The sequence below is a fragment of the Frankia sp. AgPm24 genome (assembly GCF_023243055.1).
GTDB classification, from domain to species: domain Bacteria; phylum Actinomycetota; class Actinomycetes; order Frankiales; family Frankiaceae; genus Frankia; species Frankia umida.
The window spans coordinates 1-17779 of sequence record NZ_JALKFW010000177.1 but is presented as its reverse complement, the minus strand read 5'-3'; the positions used below and the strand labels follow the sequence as shown (position 1 = coordinate 17779).

Genomic DNA, 17779 nt, shown 5'->3' with positions numbered 1-17779 from the left:
GTGGCCCGGCCGGGCGTCGCCGCCCGGTGATCACGCGGGTCGGTCGCAAGCCGAGCCCGGTCAACCGCGGCCGGCGAACGCGCCGGCGGCGGGACCTGCGAGCGGCGGGCCGCGCCGGACGCACGTGTGGCGCAGCCGCCGGATGGCGGGGCGCCGTCCAGCGGCTGCGGGCAGCGGTGGACGGGCCGGTCGTCGCCCGCTGGCCAGGGCGGCCGCCGTGCGCAGCCACCGACCGAGCCGGACGGTCCGACGCAGCAGTTCGGTGGCGCGGGCGGCCACGGCGGTGAGGGTGGCCAGCAGCCGGGCGGCGGTGCTGGCAGCCTCGTCGCAGCGCTGCAACAGCAACGCGGTCGCGGCGGCGGCGCCGAGATGGGCGCCGAGCATCGCCGGCGCGCCCTGCCAGGGCGCCAGCGGCATCCGGTGTGGCACGGGCAGCAGGCTGGCCTGTACCCGCACCATGTGTCGCACGGCCGTGTCCGACAGGGCGCCGCGGTCTGCGATGCACAGCCCGGCCTCGATCGCCGAGTACATCCGTCCGGTGGAGTTCGCCGTCAGGGCGAACAGGGTGTGCAGCCCGGCCTGCAGCGTGACCATCGCGGCGATGACCAGCGGAAGTGGACGCACCCGTGCGGTGAACGGCGCGGTCAGCAGCGCCACGCCGCCGGCAGCCCCGGCGAGCACGGGCCCGGGTGGCGCCCCGCCGTGCGTAAGCGTGTGCGCCACCGCGGCGAGCCCGGTGCAGGCCAGCGAGAAGGTGAGGCTGCGCGGCAACCGCGGCGTGGCGGCCCCGCCCAGCCCCATCGCTACCAGCACCTCACGCACATCAGATGTTCACCCTGACCAGCAGTGCCGACCAGCGGCACCGACCGGCCGGGACCCCACGGCCATCGGACCTTACGTCTACGTAGTGTAGAACGTCCCCGCGGCGCCGGAGGACGTGACATCGACCGTCGTTCTCGGCAGGCCACCCCTGGCCTCCTGAGCAGCGATCTCCGGCCGTCGCCCATGACGCCAGGACGAGTCTCAGAGCCGGTTCCCAGCCGAGGCACAGCCTGCGCACAGCCGATGGCAGCAGGATTGGTCGCCACGGACACATCTGGTGATCCGTCGGATTCGTCTGGTGAGCTTCGGCAAGGAGGACCATGACCGTCCAGAGGACCACCGTCCGCTGGTGGCATCGGTGTACCGGTCGGCCGCGCGGCCGTCGTCTGCTGGCTGTCCCCGTTCTTCTGGTGGCGCTCGCCGCCTGCGGCAGCAGCGGTGGCGGGTCCGGCACCCAGGCCGCGGGCACGGCCGCCACGACGGCCACCGCCGCACCGAGCACGAGCGCCAGCGCGGGTGCCGGGTCGGGTTCTGGCGCCAACTCCGCGATGACCGCCTACCGCACCTGTCTGGCGCAGAACGGCGTGACGCTGCCAACCCCCTCGGCCAGGCCGCAGGGCGATGGCAGCGGCGCGGCAGGTACCCGCCCGACCGGTGCGCCGCCCTCCGGAGCCCCCGGCGGTGCGGGTGGTCCCGGTGGTGCGGGCGGTCCTGGCGGGGGCGGTGGTCCCGGCCGCGGCGGTGGTTTTGGGCCGATGTCGACCGCGGCACCGGCCGGCGTGGACGCCGACACCTGGGCGGCGGCGCGCAGCGCCTGTGCCTCGCTCGCGCCCACGGCACCGGCCGCCGCCCCCACCGCCCAGGCGACATCCGCATAGCCCGGACCCTCGCACCGTTCGCGGCGACCCCGGCGCGCCCCACGCGCGACACGGGTCGCCGCGGTCGGGTGCGAGGTGCCGACCATGACGACCCGTGTGGGCGAATCCTGCTTTCAGGTGTGGCGCGGGGCGCGTCCCCTCAGAGAAGGTGGGCGTAGCGGGGGGCGACGCGGTCACGGCGCAGGGTGGCGCCGATCTGCTTGGTGAGTTCCTTCGTGGAGCCGAGCAGGCCATCCAGGACGAGGACACGCTCGATGTGGCGGTGCAGGTCGTGTTCGGTGGTGTAGCCGATGCCGGCGAGGACCTGCTGGCAGTGTTTGGCCGCGGTGAGCGCGGCCTGGCCGGCGGCGGCCTTGGCCAGCAGTGAGCTGAAGTCGTCGCTGGCGAGCAGCAGGGTGGCCTCGGCACCGTCCAGGGCGACCAGGGTCTCGGCCAGCTTGTGCCGGACGGCCTGGAACGAGGCGATCGGCTTGCCGAACTGGGCCCGGGCCAGCGCGTGCTCCCGGGCGAGGGTCAGCATCGCGCGTCCCGAACCGACCAGCCACCAGCCCAGCGCCCGGCGCCCGGCGGCGAGGGCGGCCTCGGTCAGCGGCTCACCGGCGTCGACCTGTCGCAGCGGCAGCGCCGGGTCGAGCACCGCGAACGCACCGGTCGGGCCGGTGCTCTCGACGCCGGCCCCGGCGGGCGGTTCGACGTCACGGGCCCAGACCAGCCAGCGGCCGCCGGCGTAGGGCAGCGACGGGGTGCCGCCGATCTCCTGGCCGGCCGCGGCGAGGACCACGTCGTTGAGTACGGAGGCGACCGTGCCCGTCTCCCCGAGCAGGCCGAACACCAGCGGAACGGCCACCTCGGGCAGTTCGGCGAGCAGCTCGGGCCAGCCCAGCTCGGCCAGCTCGCCGTCCAGCGCCGGGCCGGCGACGGTGGACGTCATGATCTTGCGAAGGCTCTGTCCGAGCAGGTCCCGCTCAGCGGCGTCCATGAGTTATTCCTTCCCGAGGCCGAGCAGCCGGCGGGCGATGATGTTGCGCTGGATCTCGCTGCTACCGCCGTAGATGGTGGCCGCCCGGGAGTACAGGTACTCGGGGCGCCACTGCGAGTCGGCGAGTTCGACCGCACCGGGCAGCAGCTCGCGCACCGCGTCGTACAGGTGCTGTTCGGACGTGCCCAGCAGCACCTTGTCGACGGACGTCTCCGGGCCGAGCGGGAGACCTTCACCGAACCGCAGCTGGGTGCCGTGCGAGCGGCAGCGGGCCGTGTGCAGACCCAGGTAGGTCGCGCCGAGAGCGGCCTCGTCCGGGTCGACGGCCTCGGCGAGCAGATGGTCGAACCGGGCGTACAGGTGGTTGATCCGGTGCCAGAAGGACGTGGACCGCTCGAACGGGAGTACCGAGCCCGCCACCGCCCAGCCATCCCCCACCTTGCCGAGCATCCGGTCGGCCGGGATCACGACGTCGTCGAAGAAGACCTCGCAGAACTCCTCCTCGCCGTGCATCGCGAGGATCGGGCGCACGGTGATGCCCGGGGTGTCCATGTCGAGGAAGAACGCGGTGATGCCGCCGTGCCCGGGGCCGGTGCGGGTCAGCAGCACACAGCGCTGGGCGAACTGCGCGAGGCTCGTCCACACCTTCTGCCCGTTGACCACCCAGGTGTCGCCGCGCTGCTCGGCCTTGGTGCTCAGCGACGCGAGGTCACTACCCGAACCCGGCTCGGAGAAGCCCTGGCACCACTGCTCGGCACCGCCCAGCAGTCGGGGCACCATCTCGGCCGCGAGCTCCGGCCGAGCGTAGTCGATCATCGTCGGGACGAGTACCTCGATGAGCGCGTAGAAGTTCGGTGGGGCGAGCTCACGGGAGGCGATCTCCTCCCCGAGCACCGCCCGCAGCACCGCCGGACCACCGAGGCCGCCGACGTGCTCCGGCCAGCCGTAGCGCATCCATCCGGCGTCGAACAGGGCCCGGCGCACCCGCCCGAGCTGTTCGACCTGTCCTGCCAGCGACCCATCGGGGCCGGGGGTCAGGTCGTTGTCCTCCAGCCAGGCGCGTAGGCCCGTCCGGAACTCGCTCACGTTCACAGGCGACTCCTCCCGTCGAACCGAACGTTATCCGGACGCCCCTCGCCTCTCGGGCGCTATGGTGAGGACCGCCACATCAGGCCAGTCGCGAGGGGAAGCCGCCGGTGGCGATCGGGCCGCTGCGGGTGGCCGTGATCCGCAGCAGCGACTTGCCCTGATCGATCATCGCCTGGCGGTATTCGTCCCAGTCAGGGTGCTCGCCGGCGATCGCGCGGTAGTAATCGACGAGTGCCTCGGCGGCCTCCGGGAGGTCGATGACCTCGCAGCGGCCGTCGATCTGCAGCCACGGTCCGTTCCACTCGTCGGAGACGACGACGACACTCACCTCGGCCCGGCGACGCGCGTTGCGGGTCTTGGCCCGCTCGGGATAGGTCGAGATCACGATCCGCCCGTCGGCATCCACCCCGCCGGTGACCGGCGAGGCCTGCGCCGACCCGTCGCCGCGGTAGGTGATGAGCAGCATCCGGTGCCGGGTCCGCGCGAACTCCAGCGCCGCCGTCAGATCGACCTCGGTGTTCGTCGCGATGGTGCGGGCCACGCCAGCCACCCCGTTCCCTGTCGGTGTTCCCTGTGGGCGTTTCCGGTCGTTGCCCTGGGCGCGCGGTCGCCCTGAGGCGCTGGGCCGGGTGCGCCGCCTCGGGCGCGCTGCCCTGGTCGTCGGACCGTACCCGGCGGGAGACCGTCCGTTCAGGTGCGCGGAACGGCTTTTTGTCGGACGGGTGCTGCACGATGGGCCCATGCACGCTGGGACGCGACGACCCGCGCACATCAGGCTGGATGAGGCCGGGCTGCTGGATGAGGCTGGGCCGCTGGATGAGGCCGGGCTGCTGGACGGGGCCGGGCCGGATGCGGTCGGCCGCGTGGCCGGCACCGGAGGCGGGTCCGCCCGCGGGTTCGTGCTGTTCGACACGGCGATCGGCCGTTGCGGCCTCGCCTGGGGCGAAGCGGGTCTGATCGCTGTCTCCCTGCCCGCCGGGTCGGACGAGACGACCCTCGCCCTTGTGCACCGTCACCTGCGTGAGCGCCGGGGCGACTCTGGCGAGACGTCCAACGACCGGGTGTCGGGCAGTGGAGGCTTCGCTGATCTGATCCAGCCCGGGCAGGGAGCGCGTCCGGTCGAGGTGACAGTGGCGATCTCGCGGATGGCGGGGTTGTTGGCCGGCGCGCGGGACGACCTGGCCGATGTGCGTGTTGACCTGAGCGGGGTGCCGGCGTTCCACCAGCGGGTGTACGAGGTGACCCGGGCGATCCCGCCGGGGTCGACACTCACCTACGGCGAGGTCGCGGCGCGGCTCGGGATGTCCGGCGCCGCCCAGGCGGTTGGGCGGGCGCTCGGGCGCAATCCGGTGCCCATCGTCGTGCCGTGCCACCGGGTGCTGGCCAGCGGCGGAGCCATGCACGGTTTCTCGGCTCCCGGAGGCATTGAGACCAAACGTCGCATGCTCGTGATCGAAGGCGCCCTCGCACCCGCGCCGCCCACGTTGTTCTGACGCGTGACCGGCCTCATCGCCCTGCCCCTCACGTCGCGATGAGGCCTGCCGCGTCCGGCCGCCGAACGGTCAGAACCGGCCCAGGGGAGAATGCCGATGCGCAGGGTGACCTATTCGATGGGCGTTTCCCTCGATGGTTACATCGTCGGGCCGGATGGCCGCTTCGACTGGTCGGAACCGGACGAGGAGGTTTTCCGCTTCTTCATCGAGGAGCTTCGAGCGACCGATGTCCATCTGATGGGGAGAAATCTCTACGAGACGATGGTGTACTGGGAGACCGCCGACCAGGATCCGTCCGCTGACGACACATCGCTGGAATGGGCCGCGCTCTGGAAGGCGCTCCCGAAGGTGGTTTTCTCCACCACGCTGTCGGTGGTGCAGGGCCACACCCGGCTGCTTTCCGGCGGTCTGGTCGAGGAGGTGGAGCGGCTACGCGCCGAGCCGGGAGAGGGAGACATCGCGATCGGTGGCGCGGCGCTCGCGGCCGAGGCGGCCGAGGCGGGTCTGATCGACGAGTACCGTGCCATGGTCAGCCCGGTACTCGTCGGCGGTGGCATTCCGTTTTTTCCGCGGCGCGAGCGCCGGGTGGATCTCGAACTCGTCGAGACCCGCACCTTCGGCTCCCGGGCTGTCTACCTGCGCTACCGGAATGCGCGCTAGCCGAGGGCCGGCTGGCTCCGGTCATCCGCGGCGGGCGGGGCCGTCTCGGGGGAGCAGCGCGTCGCGGATCGGGCGCCACACGGTGTGGTCGGCCCAGCGGGTCGGCATGACCACCAGCACGAACATCGTCGCGCCGACGGCCCGGCCGATCGGGCGCACCACCGTCCGCCAGCCCCATGAGAGCGGGGTGACGACGAGCAGCCGCCACGCGAACCCCACAGCCTGCCCGGCCGGCACCAGGACAGTCCGCCAGCACCAGCCCAGCGGGCGCACCACCACCACCCGCAGCGTGCGGACGAACGCCCGCCCGGTGGGTGTCGCCACCGTCCGCCAGAACCACACCGCAGGGCGGACGAGCAGCAGGTGCAGCAGGAAGCCGAATCCGCGCACCGTCCAGGCGGCCGTTCGCGCGACGGCCCGGACGACCGCCGCGACCACGTGGGCCACCACCCGGATGACCGCGGCGACCGCGCGCAGCACCGGAAGCAGCACCATCCGTCCGAACCAGTGCAGTGGCCGCCGCAACCAGTGTGCCGGCCGAACGACCAGAAGATCGAACAGCACGATGAGCACCTTGGCCGCCGGGATCACGACGTAAAGCCACAGCAACCGCGCGGAACCCGCGATCAGCCAGTCCCACAGCACCGTCCGTAGTGCTGTCCACAGCGCGCGCAGCGCGGGGACGAGCAGCCGGCGCCATCCCCAGGTGATCGCCCGACCGATCGGGACAATCACGAACCGCCACAGCGCGGTCAGCACCGGGTGGAGAAACCAGTCCCACAGCAGGGTCCGCAGGCACCGGCCGACCAGCCGCACGAGCTCGTAGAGCAGCCGCAGCGGGAGGACGACGGCGAACGCGACCAGCCGTAGCGGCCAGACCACCAGGTACCGCACCGGACCGGAGGGCGCCGGTCCCAGCGAAGGTCCTGACGACTGCGCCCACCCCGACATGACCCACCCCTGTCTCGCCCCACCTGTGCCGCGCATCCGTGCCATGCCAGCCGCGGTGTCCAGCAGAGCATGAACGCGGGTGTGCGGACAGGCAGGTGCGCGACAGCCCGGCTGTCCGACGGCCGACGCCCACCGGCAACGCCACCCGTACGCGTACTGACCGGTGGGCACCGGCTGGCCTGCGTTGATCCGGTGTCAGGGCGTCAGCCGGTGACGACCTGTCTCGGCGGGTCGGCACGGGTCAGCGCGACCAGGGCGGCGGGCAGGGCGAACTCGACGCTGGCAAGCATCAGATGGAACCAGTGCGGCCGGCCGCGGTGGGCCAGGGACACCAGCCGGCTGGCTCCACCGGCGGCCATGAGCGCGGACAGCGCGCGCACCTCGCCGACGGCGATGGGACGGGACCGGCCGGCGCGCAGCCAGGCGAGGCCGTATCCGCCGAAGATCGTCAGGATGAAGCGTTCGTGCGAGTCCACCGAAGCGGTGACGTCGCCAGCACCGGGAACGGTGCGGGTCGTGCCGAGGGCGAGATGGTAGGCGCTGATCAGGACGCAGGCGCCCCCGGTGAGCTGGCACAGGGCGGCCAGGCGGCGCTCGTGGTCGTCATCCATCGGCTTCTCCGAATCTGCGAGGGGGTGTGCGCGGTCGGGCCTCGAAGCGCGGATGGCACAGGAATCCTTTCCAGAGGCCGGCCTGAAGCGGAGACTTCATGGTGTGAGCATCCTCGACGACGCCCGCGAGGGCATGGACCCCGCCGTCCGACCGCAGGACGACCTGTTCGGCCATGTGAACGGCCGCTGGCTCGCCGAGACGGAGATTCCGTCCGACCGGTCGAGCTGGGGGCCGTTCGTGCAGCTCGCCGATGCTGCCGAACAGCACGTCCGTGACATCATCACCGACCTTGCCGCGCGTGACCCCGCCACCCAGGACGAGGACGCACGCAAGATCGCGGATCTGTACAACTCGTTCCTCGATGTCGACGCGGTCGAGGCGCTCGGGCTCGACCCGGTGCGCCCGCTGCTCGCCGAGGTGCGGGCGCTGCGGGAACTCGGCGGGTTCGCCGCGCTGCTCGGCCGGTTCGAGCGGATCGGTGGCCGTGGCCTGTTCAGCTCCTATGTCGACACCGACGACCGTAACTCCGATCGTTACCTGTTCCACCTGAGCCAGGGCGGCCTCGGGCTGCCGGACGAGTCGTACTACCGGGACGAGAAGTTCGCCGAGATCCGGGAGAAGTACGTCGCCTACCTGACCCGGATGCTCGAGCTCGGCGAGCACCCGGAGCCGGCGGCGGCCGCCGCGCGCGTCCTGGCCCTGGACACCCGCCTGGCCGCGGGCCACTGGGAGCGGGCCGACACCCGGGATGTGCAGAAGACCTACAACCTGCGTACCGCCGCCGAGATCGCGGCGCTGTGCCCGGCGTTCGACTGGGACGCCTACGTCACCGGTCTCGGCGGGCAGCTGACCGGCCCGCACGCCACGCTCGCGCAGGTGTGCGTCCGCCAGCCGTCGTTCTTCGAGCATCTGTCCACGGTGCTCACCGACACCCCGATCGAGACTTGGCAGGACTGGCTGACCAGCCATGTGCTGCGCGCCGTCGCGCCCTACCTGGCCGACGAGTTCGCCGAGACCAGCTTCGACTTCTACGGTCGCACCCTGTCCGGCACGCCGCAGCTGCGGGCCCGGTGGAAGCGGGCGGTGGGCTTCGTCGAGGGTGCCATCGGCGAGGCGGTCGGGCGCGAGTACGTCGCCCGCCATTTCCCGCCGCGGGCGAAGTCGCAGATGGACGAGCTGGTCGTCACCCTGCTCGCCGCCTACCGTGAGTCGATCTCCAAACTGGACTGGATGACCGACGAGACGAAGACGCGGGCCTACGAGAAGCTCGAGACCTTCCGCCCGAAGATCGGCTATCCGGACCGGTTCCGCGACTACTCCGCGCTGACGGTCAGCCGGGATGACCTGTGGGGCAACTCCCAGGCCGCGAGCGCCTTCGAGACCGACCGGGAGCTCGCCAAGATCGGCAGCCCGGTGGACCGGGACGAATGGTTCATGCTCCCGCAGACCGTCAACGCCTACTACAATCCCGGCACCAACGAGATCTGCTTTCCCGCCGGCATTCTGCAGTCCCCGTTCTTCAGCCCGGACGCCCACCCGGCCGAGAACTACGGCGGTATCGGCGCGGTCATCGGCCACGAGGTCGGCCACGGTTTCGACGACCAGGGCGCGCAGTACGACGGCGCCGGCAACCTCAACGACTGGTGGACGCCGGCGGACAAGGCCGCCTTCGAGGTGAAGTCGAAGACCCTGATCGAGCAGTACAACGGCTTCGAGACCCGCGGGGTGCCCGGCGAGAAGGTCAACGGCGCGCTCACCGTCGGCGAGAACATCGGCGACCTCGGCGGCCTCACCATCGCGCACACGGCCTACGTGATCTCCCAGGGTGGCGATGCGGCGCGCGACGACCGGCGCCGGCTGTTCCTGAACTGGGCGTACATCTGGCGGACCAAGCGCCGCACCGAACTCGAGCGCCAGTTCCTGACCACCGACCCGCACAGCCCCCCGGACCTGCGTGCCAACATCGCCCGCAACCTCGACGAGTTCCACGAGGTCTTCGACACCGTCCCCGGCGACGGCCTCTGGCTCGACCCCGCCGACCGAGTCCGCATCTGGTGACCGACGGCCGGTCGCGGGTGCACACCGCGACCGGTCTACGTCAGGCGAAGATGACCGTGACGCAGTGCCTGCCGGGCTGGGCGAGGTAGATCGTGCCGGTCGGGCCGACGGTGACCTGGCCCGGGTCGGTGACCGCCACCGGCCCGGCCGGGCTCGCGAGCAGCCGGGTCGTCATGTCCGCCGCGGCGATCGTGAGGACCTGGTTGCGCGCCGAGTCCACGACGACGATCGTGCCGTCGGGCCCGACGGCGAGGCCGTACGGGTCACCGATGTCGAGGGCGAGCGCCGGGCCGCCCGCCGTGGCCGTCCGGCCACCGTAGGTGGTGCCGGCGATCGTCTCGATCCGGCCGTCCTGGTCGACCCGCCGGATGCGCCGGTTTCCCCGGTCGGCGATGAGCAGCCGGCCCGCCGCGTCCACCGCGAGTGCCTGCGGGCGGTGCAGGCGGGCGTCGGTCGCCGGCCCGCCGTCCCCGGAGAACCCCGGAACGCCGGTGCCGGCGGCGGGCCGGGTGGCACCACCCGGATCGATCCGCCAGACGCGATGGTGGTCGGTGTCGGCGAGATAGCGGACGCCGGCCAGGCCGACCGTCACCGCGCGGGGCTGGTGCAGACCTCCCGTCGTCAGGTCGGCGGCGACCGTGGCGATTGTTCCTTCGGCGGACACCCGGCGCAGTCGGTCGTTGAGGCTGTCGGCGATATACAACGCGCCGTCCGGCGCCAGCGCGATTCCCGCCGGACTGTCCAGCTCGGCTTCGGCGGCGGGCCCGCCATCGCCGCCGCGGCCCGCCTTTCCGGTGCCCGCGAACGTGGTGATACCGCGGCGCAGATCCGCCGTGGATGGCCGGGTGAGTGGCAATGCCGTCAGCAGTCCCAAATCCACCCGGCTGACCTGGTGTAGCAGCTGCTGGGAGACGAACAGGACGTTTTCGTGGGCAGCGGCGAGATCGAACGGGCTGTTGATCGGACAGTCGACCGAGTCGGGGGGCCGGACCGCAGGGTGGGCGACCCGAGTCTTCGTGAATGTCCGGCGGACCAGCCGTGGCATGCGCCGAAGCGGCCGAGAACCGGCCTTCCCGCCGCCGCTTCCGGTGCGGGACGCGGCGGCCTCGGTGGCCTCGGTGGCCTTGGCGGCCTCGGTGGCCTTGGTGGCCTCGGTGGCCTTGGCGGCCTTGGTGGCCTCGGTGGCCTTGGCGGCCTTGGTGGCCTTGGCGGCCTCGGTGGCCTCGGCGGCCTTGGCGGCCTCGGTGGCCTTGGCGGCCTCGGTGGTTCCGGTGCGGTCGACGGATGCGCGGAACGCCGGCAAGGTGGCAGCCGAGGAGGTGGCGGGAGACAGCGGTGGTGGGAGCCGAACGGGTGGCGATGGGGGGCCGCGGTGGACGGCCTCCCGGACCTCGTCGGTGAGGTGGATCGGCACGGCACAGGTCGTCAGCCAGGAGGGGCCGAAGACACCCGTCGCCGCGTCGGCGAGGTCGCGGGCGAAGACCGAGGCCGTGGCCGGGCGGTGCGCAGGGTCATGGTGCAGGGCGCGCAGCACGGCCGAGGCGATCTCGGGCGGAACGGACCGCTCCAGCGGCGGCGGTTGTTCGTGTCCGTGTTCCTGGGCTGGCGTGGGGGGCGCGTTCCGGGAAAACGGCCGCCGGCCGCACAACAGTTCGTACAGGACGGTTGCCAGCGCGTACAGGTCCGTAGCCTCGGACAGCTGCTTTCCGGTGAACTGTTCCGGAGCCATGTACGCCGGGGTTCCGATCACCGTGTTCGTGCTCCGACCCGTGGATTCCACGATCTTGGCAATGCCGAAGTCGGAGACCTTGAGGATGCCGTCGCCGGTGAACAGGATGTTCGCCGGCTTGATGTCCCGGTGGATGATCTGCGCCTGATGGGCCCGGTCGAGCGCGGTGGCGACGGCCAGCCCGATGCCCACCGTCGTCGTGGTCGACGGTCGCCGCGTCACTCTGGAACGCAGGGTACCGCCCGCACAGTGCTCCATCACGATCATGCACAGGTCGTCGTGTTCCACGTAGTCGTACACGCGGACGATGTGCGGGTGGGTGAGGCGTCCCAGGAGCCGGGCCTCGGCGGCGAAGGCCCCGCGGTCGCGGTGCACCCCGGCATCGGACTCCACCATCAGGATCTTGACAGCCACCGGCCGGTCGAGGCGCAGATGCCGGCCGGCGACCACGAAACCGAACCCGCCGCTCGCGATCAGCCGGGTGATGGCGTATTCGGGCAACGCGGCCTTCAGCTGGGCCCGGTCAAGCATCACGAGGGCGGCCCGACCCCGCGCACCGCGATGGGCATCAGACGGTCAGTCACAGGGCGGATCGTAAGGGAGATCGGGTAGGAACTCGGCCCATTCCTCCCGGGTGATGCCCACCCCGGCCTGCGCGCAGACCCGCCCTGCCACCTGGTCGACGTTCAGATCCCACAGCACCCCTGCTTCGGTGAACTCCGCCGCGGCCAGCGCGGTGCCATCCGCGACGAAGCCAACCGTGGGGATGCCGCTGGTGCCGTTGTTGCTGACGCTCGTCGACCGGCTCAGCTCGGCGGTGAGCACAGGCCGGTCACGGCGGTGGACATCCCAGACCCGCACCGCGGTGTCGTTGCCCGCGGTCACCAGGGTCCGGCCGTCCGGGCTGAACTCGGCGCTGTTCACATCGCTGATGTGACCGGGCAGAGTGGCGATCGGCCGTGGTCGGGTCGGGTCGGCGATGTCCCACAGGGCGGCCAGGGAGTCCTCGCCCACCACGGCGAGGGTCCGGCCATCCGGGCTGAAGGCGGTGCTCCTGGCGTTCCCGGAGATGGGGAGCGTTGCCACGGCGGCGAGCCGATGTGGGTCGCCCACCCCCCACAGCCGCACCGTGCCCGCGGTGGACACGAGGAGCCGCCCGTCCGGACTGAACCCGACGTCCGAGACGGCTTTGCGGTGCGCGATCACACCGGCCAGTTTCGCCGGGTGCCGCGGGTCGTGGACGTCCCACGTCTGGACGGTGGCCGAGTAGGCCTGCTCCGGATGGGGGCCGCCGACGGCCAGTGTGCGGCCGTCCGGGCTGAACGTCAGCGAACGCGAACCTCCGGTCCCCGCCGCCAGGACGGCGATGATGGTGGCTCTCGCCGGATCGGAGACGTCGTAGAGGCAGACCCGTTTGATCGTTCCGACGGCCAGAACCCGACCGTCCGGGGTGAACGCGGCCGCCTGCGCGGCGTCGTACTCGTCGGCGAGCGCGTCGGAGACGACCGCCAGGGGGACGGGACGATAAGGATGCGAGACGTTCCACAGCTCGGTCACCGAACCGCCGACCATGGCGACGGTGTTGGTGCGCGGGTTGACCGCCGAGACCAGGGTGGGGCCGTACCGGTTCAACAGCGCGGGCCCTGGGATCTCCCATATCCGTAGCGCACCGTCGGCAGCCCCCGTGGCCAGCTGGTGCCCGTCCGGGCCGAAGGCGACGGTCCACGTCACCGCGCCCTGGTTGAGCAGGGCCAACGGCCGCGCCCGTTCCGTCGCGTCGGCGAAGACGTTCGGTGTTCTCGCGGCGGCCGGGTCGTATAGCGCCGGCCCGTTGAACAGGTCTCCACCCGCGGCGATCAACCCGTCCGGCGCGATCGCGAGCGAGGTCATCGGGGCCGTGCCGACACCCAGAGTCGCCGTGCGCGACAGGTGCAGCAGGTCCGGCCCGGTGAAGACGCTGATCCGCCCGGACACCCCGGCGGTGTAGACGGTGTGCCCGTCACGGCCGAACGCGACGGCCCGGATGGAGCCGAGCAGCTCGTCGTCGCCGGTGGAGAACAACATGGCCACCGGTCCATAGCGCAGGCGTGGCCCCACATACCAGAGCATCGCTGCTGAGCCCAGGTCGCCGGCGGCGAGGAAATCGCCGTCAGGGCTGAAGGACAGGGCGACAATCGGTTGCAGATGGAACGGACGTCCATCGCTCGTCGTCAGAGCACCCTGCTGGACCGGGCGGGCCGGGTCGGACACATCGTAGATCCGCGCGGTGGTGCCGTAGCCGCCGACGGCGAGTCGGTCCGCGACCGGGCTGAACGCCAGCCCGTACACATCGGAGGTCGTCCGGGGCAGGGTCACCAGCAGCCGGGGATGGCTGGGCGTCGAGACATCCCAGATCCTGGCTGTCCGGTCGCTGCCGCCGGTGGCCAGCAGGGTCGAATCCCGGTTGAACGCCACCGCCTTGACCGCGCCGCTGTGGCCGTCGGTACCCGCTCGGGGTACGACCGCGAGCGGTGTTCTTCGGTCAGGGTGGGCGGCGTCCCAGATCGCCGCGGTCCAGTCGTCACTACCAGTGGCGATCAGCTTCCCGTTCGGGCTGTAGGTCACCGCGCCGATGGACCCACGGTGGGACGGGTAGCGGGTCGGTACCCCGGCGCCGCCGTTGAGCGACGACAGCACAGTGCTGCGGGCCTGCGGCGTCTTCGCCGTGCGGTAGGCGACCAGGCCGAGCTGTGCCGCGATCGCCGGGCGTCCGGAACGCAGGAGCTCCGCCTGCGCCGCGATCCGCTGGGACAGCGCACGGTCCCGCGCGTGCGCCGCCGTGACCTTCTGCTGGTAGCTCAGCCCCGCCAGCGATGCAGCCACCAGCACGAGCACGGCCAGCGCGGCGACGAATCGGCGTAGGCGGCGGGTCCGGCGGACGGCCGCGAGCCGCTCGGCCTCCTCGGCCCGCAGGCTCCGCGTGTAGAACTCCCGCGCCACCGGCGACAGCGCCGCGTCATGCGGTTGGGCCTCGAGCCACTCCCGGGCCGCCGCGAGCCGGGTACCGCCGAACAGGTAGGACGGATCCTGATGCTGGGCGGCCCAGACCTCGGCCGCGTCGGTGAGCCGCTGGAGCGCGATCGCGCTGGCCCGGTCGACCTCCAGCCAGGCCCGCAGCCGCGGCCAGGAGCGTAGGAGTGCTTCGTGGGCGAGCTGCAGGCTGTCGTGGTGGCCGTCGGCGTCCGCCGCGACCAGGCGTGCCGCGACCAGCGTGTCCAGCGCGGTCGCCGCCTCCGGTGTGGGCACGGCGGCGAGCAGGTCGGCGCGCCGTGCCGGGCGCCGGGTGTCCTGCTCCGCCTCCCCGAGACGCACCATCCGCATCAGCAGTGCCCGGGCCGCCCGCTGTGACGCGGCGTCCAGCCCCGTGTACGCCTGTTCGGCGGTCTGCGCGATCGCCCCGGTCAGCCCGCCGGCCCGCAGATACGCCGCCACGGTCAGGGACGAGCCGTCCCGGGCGAACCAGACGGATCGCAGCGCGTGGGCGAGTAACGGCAGCGAGCCGGGATCAGCGGCCATGCCCGTGTCGTCGTCGTCCGGTGATGTGGCAGCCACCCCCAGGTCACGCAGCACCACCTCGACGAGGCCGGGCTCCACGTCGACGTTCATGGTGGCCGCCGGCCGGACGATGGCGTCGCGGATCTCCCCCGCCGTCATCGGCCCCACGACGACCTGCCCGCTCTGCAGCGCCTCGACCAGCTCGGGGTAGGTGGCACACCGGGCGTAGAAATCGGCCCGCAACCCGATCACCACCAACGCCGCCGGCAGCCCGGCACCGTGATCGTCGCCCGCGGGCGGATCCGCCAGCGCGCACAACGTCCGAATGAAGGTCTCCCGCTCCGCAGCGTCATTACAGAGGGTGAAGACCGTCTCGAACTGGTCGACCGCGACCACCAGGTATCCCCGCCCCGGGTGGGACGCGGCGAGGTCGGTGATCCGCCGCGCCGCGGCCAGCGGCCCGGCGGCCGCCAGCCCCGCCCGCATCCCGGGCTCCGTCACCGGGACACCTACGCTCGCGAGCGCGTCCAGCAGGGCGGCCAGCGGGCGCTCGCCCGGCGTCAGCAGGATCTGCGGCCCGGCCACCGGCCCGGGTGCGCCCGCGTCCGCCAGGTCGCTGCCCGCGCGGCTCAGCGCGGGCAGCAGACCTGCCCTCAGCAGCGAGGACTTACCGGAACCGGACGCGCCCACGAGCACGAGCGGGCCGCCCTCGCGTAGCCGCCGGCCCACGCGCGTGACGAGATCCGAGACCATCCGCTCCCGGCCGAAGTACCACCGTTCGCTGGCCGCGTCGAATCCCGACAGACCTGGATACGGACAGTGGATGCCGCCCGACTCCGCGCTCGACGACTGAGCTGACGGCAACAGTGACCACCTTGGGATGAGGGGCGACCGCGGGTGCGGTGCGTGATATCCCCGGAATCATCCCGTAACCACAATGCGGATGGTTCACGTAGACACGGATGTGACAGAAGCGCTTCGGAGTCGGCGATGTGCGGCCGGATGTCGGTGGTCGTCGTCGGATCATTGAGGGGGCAGCAGGTCGAAGAGGTCGAGGTCACGAATGGCGGCGGCGGAGTTGATCGCCATCGACAGGAACATCTCGTCCGAGCCTGCGGAGCGGGGTCCGGCCGCGTACATGCAGCCGATCATCGTGGTCATCGGGCCGTGTGGCAGGCCGAGCCGGTAGTCGGTGAAACAGTCGTCGGCGCTGTAACCGTCCACGCCGAGTTCCACCAGCCGCTGGTGGTAGGCGGCGACCAGGGCGACCTCGTGGCGGCGCCGGTCCGCCGGGGGCAGCGCCGTCGACAGGAAGTAGGCGAGGTCGCGGCCGGGGAAACCCTCCTCGAGGGTCTGCCAGTCGACGGTGACCACGTGGCCGTGCTCGTCGAACAGGAGGTTGTCCAGCCGGTAGTCACCATGGATCAGCGAGCTGTGGTGGCGGATCCCCTGGCCCCACCGGAAGAACTCCTCGGCGCAGCGCAGCAGCGTCGCGCTGTCGGCCGCGGACAGCTCGGCGGCGTACCGGCCGACGAACCCGTCGGCCGCGCCGAGGAACAGGGACTGCTGGAACCGCAGCGTCTCGTCGTCCGCGCGGCGCAGCCAGGCGGCCCGGTCCTGAAGGTCCGGGTCACCCCAGAACGGCGCGTGCAGGCCGGCGAGGTTGCGGACGGCGAGGGTGGCCTGGTCGGCGGTGCACCCGTCGACCTGCCGGCCGGGGCGGGCGGGTGCGGCGTCCTCGAGCACCAGGGTGTAGCTCAGGCTGTCGGCGCTGATGGCCGCGCTCCAGCAGCGCGGGATCTGCATTCTGGTCGACGAGGCGAACGTCTGGTAGAAACCCGTCTCCTGGCGGTAGGCCCGACAGATACGAGCTCTGGCCGCCCGGTCACCGGCGTGCATCTTGAGGACGACGGTGGCCGGTGCCGGGCCGGTCTGGTCAGGTGCCGGTTCCAGGTGGAAGCGGTAGCTGGCGCCGGTCTGGCCGGTGCCGATCGGCTCGAAACGTATCGCCGCGATCTCGAGGTCCGTCCCGCCGGCCCGCAACGCTCGGGTCATCCACTGCGGGCTCACCTCGTCGGGTGCCTCGACAACGAGAACCTCGTCGTTCGACGTGAGCATGTGAGCTCCCTCCATGATGTCGGTGTCGGTCAGACGAGGGTGGCGCCACGGTCTACCGGCAGCTGCACGCCGGTGAGCGACCGGGCGTCGTCGCTGGCCAGGAAGACCATCGCGCGGGCGATCTCCTCCGGGGTGGACAGGGGCTGCTTGAGTACCTGGGCGTAGGACACGCCGTACTGCGGATTCTCCCGGAAGATGCTTCCCGGTGTCATCGAGACCACCCGACCGGAAAGGCGTTCGTTCATGAGATCGTCCCTGTCGTCAGCCGCAGGCCGGGCATGGCGCCGTCGGCGCGCCAGTCGGCGAGCATAGCGACCACCTCAGCAACGACAATCGGGACTGGACACACGTGCGGTCAAGCGTTCACCGCACCGCCGGCCGGTCGGGTCGCTCCGCAAGGATCGGTCCGCAAGGATCGGCCAAGCGGGTCACCCGGCCGGGTCCGGTCGGGGCAAGCGGTCCGCAAGCCAGCGCCCGCCCGGAGCAAGCCGTCACCAAGGCGCCGCCGGCACGGTGAGGTCGTCCCACCGCGACGACCATCCGGAGACCGCTCCTGTCCACCCTCGTGCCCACCGCCTCGTCCACACCGACAGCCACCGCCTCACCGCTGGAGGTGTCGCCAGCGGCGAGGCTGGCGGCGCCGCTGGCGGTGCTCGCCGAGGAGATCCACGGCGATGTTCTGCTGCCCGGCACCGAGGCGTACCTGGCCACGGTGACCGGGAAACGTAGCGCGCGGGCCCCGTCCTTCAGGGCGGGGTCAGCGCGTCAACTCGGCTGCGAGAATGACCGGGGAATCGTGTATTCTGTCAGGTGTGGGAAGTCGGGTGGTGAAGCGGGCGTACCGCTACCGTTTCTA

Annotated in this window: 14 protein-coding genes; 4 read left to right on the top strand and 10 right to left on the bottom strand. The window is 71.8% G+C overall.

The annotated features are described in order from the left end of the window. Positions 1-60 precede the first annotated feature (60 nt). The gene (locus MXD61_RS11925) at positions 61-822 is read right to left on the bottom strand and encodes a hypothetical protein (protein WP_248812935.1); all 762 of its coding nucleotides are present in this window, start codon (positions 820-822) and stop codon (positions 61-63) included. Positions 823-1142: 320 nt separating this feature from the next. Here MXD61_RS11925 and MXD61_RS11920 point away from each other — a divergent pair, with 320 nt between their 5' ends. Continuing rightward, positions 1143-1700: a hypothetical protein gene (locus MXD61_RS11920; RefSeq protein WP_248812933.1), complete on the top strand. Its 558-nt coding sequence runs from the start codon at positions 1143-1145 to the stop codon at positions 1698-1700. 139 nt (positions 1701-1839) lie between these two features. On the opposite strand, the gene MXD61_RS11915 is transcribed toward MXD61_RS11920, so the two are convergent. The 3 genes from MXD61_RS11915 to MXD61_RS11905 form a co-directional block, all read right to left on the bottom strand. Continuing rightward, complete coding sequence (locus MXD61_RS11915; protein WP_248812932.1) at positions 1840-2679, bottom strand: acyl-CoA dehydrogenase family protein; 840 nt, start codon at positions 2677-2679, stop codon at positions 1840-1842. 3 nt (positions 2680-2682) lie between these two features. Next, positions 2683-3771: an acyl-CoA dehydrogenase family protein gene (locus MXD61_RS11910; protein ID WP_248812930.1), complete on the bottom strand. Its 1089-nt coding sequence runs from the start codon at positions 3769-3771 to the stop codon at positions 2683-2685. A 76-nt stretch (positions 3772-3847) separates the two neighbouring features. After that, the gene (locus MXD61_RS11905; protein WP_248812950.1) at positions 3848-4309 is read right to left on the bottom strand and encodes a PPOX class F420-dependent oxidoreductase; all 462 of its coding nucleotides are present in this window, start codon (positions 4307-4309) and stop codon (positions 3848-3850) included. 322 nt (positions 4310-4631) lie between these two features. On the opposite strand from MXD61_RS11905, the gene MXD61_RS11900 reads away from it, so the two are divergent. Next, a complete protein-coding gene (locus MXD61_RS11900) occupies positions 4632-5261 on the top strand; it encodes a methylated-DNA--[protein]-cysteine S-methyltransferase (RefSeq protein WP_374628844.1) in 630 nt (209 codons plus the stop codon). A 96-nt stretch (positions 5262-5357) separates the two neighbouring features. Continuing rightward, a complete protein-coding gene (locus MXD61_RS11895) occupies positions 5358-5921 on the top strand; it encodes a dihydrofolate reductase family protein (protein WP_248812926.1) in 564 nt (187 codons plus the stop codon). 21 nt (positions 5922-5942) lie between these two features. On the opposite strand, the gene MXD61_RS11890 is transcribed toward MXD61_RS11895, so the two are convergent. Both MXD61_RS11890 and MXD61_RS11885 read right to left on the bottom strand, forming a co-directional pair. Beyond that, on the bottom strand, positions 5943-6872 hold the full coding sequence (locus MXD61_RS11890; protein ID WP_248812924.1) for a hypothetical protein: 930 nt from the start codon (positions 6870-6872) through the stop codon (positions 5943-5945). A gap of 203 nt (positions 6873-7075) precedes the next feature. Continuing rightward, entirely contained in the window at positions 7076-7483 is a 408-nt protein-coding gene (locus MXD61_RS11885; RefSeq protein WP_248812922.1) for a DUF4345 domain-containing protein, read from the bottom strand. 103 nt (positions 7484-7586) lie between these two features. Between MXD61_RS11885 and MXD61_RS11880 the strand changes: the two genes are divergently transcribed. After that, complete coding sequence (locus MXD61_RS11880) at positions 7587-9542, top strand: M13-type metalloendopeptidase (protein ID WP_308222728.1); 1956 nt, start codon at positions 7587-7589, stop codon at positions 9540-9542. Between the two features lie 40 nt (positions 9543-9582). Here MXD61_RS11880 and MXD61_RS11875 read toward each other — a convergent pair whose 3' ends face one another. The 4 genes from MXD61_RS11875 to MXD61_RS11860 all read right to left on the bottom strand — a co-directional run bounded on the left by MXD61_RS11875 (position 9583) and on the right by MXD61_RS11860 (position 17168). Beyond that, on the bottom strand, positions 9583-11802 hold the full coding sequence (locus MXD61_RS11875) for a serine/threonine-protein kinase (protein WP_248812948.1): 2220 nt from the start codon (positions 11800-11802) through the stop codon (positions 9583-9585). Between the two features lie 45 nt (positions 11803-11847). Next, positions 11848-15669 carry a hypothetical protein gene (locus MXD61_RS11870; protein ID WP_248812920.1) on the bottom strand — a complete coding sequence of 1274 codons (3822 nt, stop codon included), beginning with the start codon at positions 15667-15669 and terminating at the stop codon, positions 11848-11850. A gap of 159 nt (positions 15670-15828) precedes the next feature. Further along, on the bottom strand, positions 15829-16923 hold the full coding sequence (locus MXD61_RS11865; RefSeq protein ID WP_248812918.1) for an aminoglycoside phosphotransferase family protein: 1095 nt from the start codon (positions 16921-16923) through the stop codon (positions 15829-15831). A gap of 29 nt (positions 16924-16952) precedes the next feature. Further along, complete coding sequence (locus MXD61_RS11860; RefSeq protein WP_248812916.1) at positions 16953-17168, bottom strand: SDR family oxidoreductase; 216 nt, start codon at positions 17166-17168, stop codon at positions 16953-16955. Positions 17169-17779: the final 611 nt, after the last annotated feature.